The following is a 3508-nucleotide window of genomic DNA, read 5'->3' on the forward strand; positions in this document are numbered from 1 at the left end:
AAAAAGGCCGGGGAGCGATCCCCGGCCTTTTTTTGTCACGCTTTAGTTTGTCTCAGTGCCCGGGATCGATCCCGGTCAAATCCGCCGGCAAATCGCCCATCGTGTCGATGATGCCGCGCCCGACATGGCTCGCGCGATAGCTATAGGCGAAATAGATCACCAGCCCGATCGCGCCCCAGATCGGCAAGACCAGCATCGCCTCCAGCGGCAAGTTGAAGAACAGGAACACGCAGCCGAAAATGGTCAGCGGCCCGATCAGCCACAGCACCGGCGTCTTGAAGCTGCGCTTCACATTGGGCGCCGTCTTGCGCAGGATCATCACCGAGATCGCCACCATCATGAAGGCATAGAGCGTGCCGGCATTGGCGATGTCGGCCAGCTTGCCGACCGGCAGGAAGGCTGCGGCAAACGCCACTGCGCCACCGGTCAGCGCCGTCACGATGTACGGCGTCTTCCACTTCGGGTGAATCGCCGACAGCTTCTCGGGCAGCAGCCCGTCGCGGCTCATCACGAAGAAGATGCGCGTCTGGCCGAACAACAGAATGAGGATCACCGAGGGAAGCGCGATGAACGCCGCATAACCGAGCAGATTGCCCACCGTGCCAAAGCCGATCTGGCGCAGCACATGCGCGAGCGCTTCATTCGAGCAGACCAGTTGCTGGGCATATTGCGGCAGCGCGCATTGCCGCGCGAGCTCTTCCGAACCGGCCGGGAAGGGGACGCCGTTCGGGCCCATGATCGGTTGCCCGCCGATCGTCCCGACCGCCCCCGCTGCGACCAGCATGTAGAAGACGGTGCAAAATAGCAGCGACGCAATCAGCCCGATCGGCACGTTGCGCTGCGGGTTCTTGGTTTCCTCCGCCGCGGTCGAGACCGCATCGAAGCCGACATAGGCAAAGAAGATCGTCGCCGCCGCGCCGACTGCGCCGACGCCGGTGCCGAAGCCACCGAACAGGCCGGCTGGCAGGAACGGGTTGAAGCGCGACATTTCGAACTGGTCGGAGGGCAAGGTGAGCACGATGAACGCGGTCAGCGCGGTGACCTTGATCAGCACCAGCACGGCATTGACCTTGGCGCTTTCATTGGTGCCGATCATCAGCAGCCAGGTGACGAGCAAGGCGATGACCACCGCCGGCAAGTTGATGAACCCGCCGGGCGACCCGCCCAATGCCAGCGGGGCCGTCTCCAGCCAGGCGGGTAAGTGTATGCCCAAGGTCTGATTGAGGATCGTGCCGGTAAAATAGCCCGACCAGCCGACCGATACCGCGCTCGCGGCGACGGCATATTCGAGGATCAGCGCCCAACCGACCGTCCAGGCGAGCAATTCGCCCATCGTCGTATAGGTATAGGTGTACGCCGAGCCAGCGACCGGGATCATCGAGCCGATCTCGGCATAGCACAGCGCGGCGATGATGCAGATGCCGCCAGCGATCGCGAAGGCGAGCAACAGGCCGGGGCCGGCTTTTTGCGCGCCCGCCGCGGTCAGCACGAAAATGCCCGTGCCGATCACGCAGCCAATGCCGAACAGCGTCAGCTGGAACCAGCCGAGCGAGCGGTGCAGTGACTTTTTCTCGGCCGTCGCCAGAATGGCGTCGAGTGACTTGATACGCCCAAAGATCATGAAATGCTTTTCCCCGAAAGCGGCCGACGCGGTGGCCGGCTCCTTATGCGGCGGAGCCTAATGGCAAAACGGAGACGCGCAATCCCTTATCGGGCGGGAGCACCGCACTTCACCGCGCCAGCAGCGGCCCGAGCTTGCGTCCGGCGAAGATATGCACGTGCAAATGCGGCACTTCCTGATGCGAATCGAGCCCGGTATTGGCGAGCAAGCGATATCCGCTCGCCACCAGCCCGGCATCGCGCGCAACCTTGCCCACCGCGCGCACGAAGCCGCTCATCTCCGCATCCGACGCGTGCGCGCTGAAATCGTCCCACGACACGTAGCGCCCCTTGGTGATCACCAGAATATGCGTCGGGCTTTGCGGGTTGATGTCGGGAAAGGCGAGCGCATAGTCGTCTTCATACAGCCGCGTCGCCGGAATCTCCCCGCGCAAGATCTTGGCGAAGATGTTCTGATCGTCATAGGGCAGGGTAGCGTCGACGGGCATGATCATTCCTTACTCCCCTCCCGCTGGCGGGAGGGGTCGGGGGAGGGGCTATTAACGCGTGCGCGCGGCTTTCTCGTCGATCCCCGACACGCCTTCGCGCTGGCGGATTTCCGCGCGGATATCATCGAGGCTGACGTCGCGTTCCGCCAGCAGGACGAGCAAGTGGAAAATCAGGTCGGTCGCCTCGCCGATCAGCGCGGTCTTGTCCTCGGTCAGCGCGGCGATGACGGTCTCGACCGCTTCCTCGCCGACCTTCTGCGCGATCTTGCCGCGCCCGCGTGCGAACAGTTTGGCGGTATAGGAAGTCGCCGGATCGGTGCCGCGCCGCGCGCGGATCGTCGCTTCAAGCGTGTCTAGTGTATCGTCTGCCATGCAATGGGGCTGGCCCAAGCCGCCGTCCGCGTCAATCCTTTGGACGTTTGGCAAAGCGCGCCCGCAGCGCGCGCCGCACGAACCACACGCCAAGCGCCGCGATCACGAACAGCGCGATATCGGAGAGTTCCGGCCCGGTGCGGATCTTCGGCACGCCCGTGTGCGCGGCAAGTGCGGGGGTGGCGAGGAACAGGATGAGGAAGCGCATGGCGAGCGGCATAGTACACCGCCCTTAAATTTTCCCTTTTCTCTGCCACCCCGGCGAAGGCCGGGGCCCAGTTGCGAGCGTCGAATTGCTCGAATGCTGCGCGTAATTTCCTTCTACGCCACGACTGGGCCCCGGCCTTCGCCGGGGTGGCGCAGGAGTGGGGAAGCGCTCAGCCCTGAACCGGTCGCCGCACCGGAATCCCCGCCGTCGCCAGTGCGGCATGGGCATCGGCAATGCTCGCCTCGCCGAAATGGAAGATCGACGCCGCGAGCACCGCGCTCGCATGGCCCTCAGCAATCCCCGCGACCAGATCGTCGAGCCCGCCGACTCCGCCCGACGCCACCACCGGGACGCGCACCTGATCGGCGATCGTGCGGATTAGCTCGAGATCATAGCCCGACTTGGTCCCGTCACGGTCCATCGAGGTGACGAGCAACTCGCCCGCGCCCAGCGCGGCGAGGCGCAGCGCGTGCGCAACCGCGTCGATGCCGGTCGCCCGCCTGCCGCCATGGGTGAACACTTCCCAGCCGTCTGCGACGCGCCGCGCATCGACCGAGGCAACGACGCACTGGCTGCCGAATTTGTCGGCCAGCTCCCCCACCAGCTCCGGCCGCTCGACCGCGGCGCTGTTGATCGCAACCTTGTCCGCCCCCGCCAGCAACAGCGCGCGCGCATCGCCGACCGATCGCACCCCGCCGCCGACCGTCAGCGGCATGAAGCACACTTCGGCGGTGCGGCGCACCACGTCGAGGATCGTCCCGCGCGCCTCATGGCTGGCGGTGATGTCGAGGAAGCAGAGCTCGTCCGCCCCCGCCGCATC

5 protein-coding genes are annotated in these 3508 nt (G+C 65.2%); all 5 read right to left on the reverse strand.

Going from position 1 to position 3508, the window contains the following annotated elements:
• Positions 1–52: 52 nt before the first annotated feature.
• Positions 53–1621 carry an amino acid permease gene (locus tag ABWP09_RS10190; protein WP_353205034.1) on the reverse strand — a complete coding sequence of 523 codons (1569 nt, stop codon included), beginning with the start codon at positions 1619–1621 and terminating at the stop codon, positions 53–55.
• 109 nt (positions 1622–1730) lie between these two features.
• On the reverse strand, positions 1731–2108 hold the full coding sequence (locus ABWP09_RS10195) for a histidine triad nucleotide-binding protein (RefSeq protein WP_353205051.1): 378 nt from the start codon (positions 2106–2108) through the stop codon (positions 1731–1733).
• A 51-nt stretch (positions 2109–2159) separates the two neighbouring features.
• Entirely contained in the window at positions 2160–2480 is a 321-nt protein-coding gene (locus ABWP09_RS10200) for a phosphoribosyl-ATP diphosphatase (protein WP_353205035.1), read from the reverse strand.
• A gap of 31 nt (positions 2481–2511) precedes the next feature.
• Entirely contained in the window at positions 2512–2688 is a 177-nt protein-coding gene (locus ABWP09_RS10205) for a hypothetical protein (RefSeq protein WP_353205036.1), read from the reverse strand.
• Positions 2689–2857: 169 nt separating this feature from the next.
• Positions 2858–3508: imidazole glycerol phosphate synthase subunit HisF (gene hisF, locus ABWP09_RS10210; RefSeq protein WP_353205037.1), on the reverse strand; the 651-nt coding region annotated here is incomplete at its 5' end.

The sequence above is a fragment of the Sphingomonas sp. genome (assembly GCF_040398505.1).
In the GTDB taxonomy this organism is placed as follows: Bacteria; Pseudomonadota; Alphaproteobacteria; order Sphingomonadales; family Sphingomonadaceae; genus Sphingomonas.

What these genes read in the sequence shown, in the direction of transcription:
- ABWP09_RS10190 (WP_353205034.1), bottom strand. Translation starts at nt 1,621, where the DNA reads ATGATCTTTGGGCGTATCAAGTCACTCGACGCCATTCTGGCGACGGCC.
- ABWP09_RS10195 (WP_353205051.1), bottom strand. Translation starts at nt 2,108, where the DNA reads ATGCCCGTCGACGCTACCCTGCCCTATGACGATCAGAACATCTTCGCC.
- ABWP09_RS10200 (WP_353205035.1), bottom strand. Translation starts at nt 2,480, where the DNA reads ATGGCAGACGATACACTAGACACGCTTGAAGCGACGATCCGCGCGCGG.
- ABWP09_RS10205 (WP_353205036.1), bottom strand. Translation starts at nt 2,688, where the DNA reads ATGCGCTTCCTCATCCTGTTCCTCGCCACCCCCGCACTTGCCGCGCAC.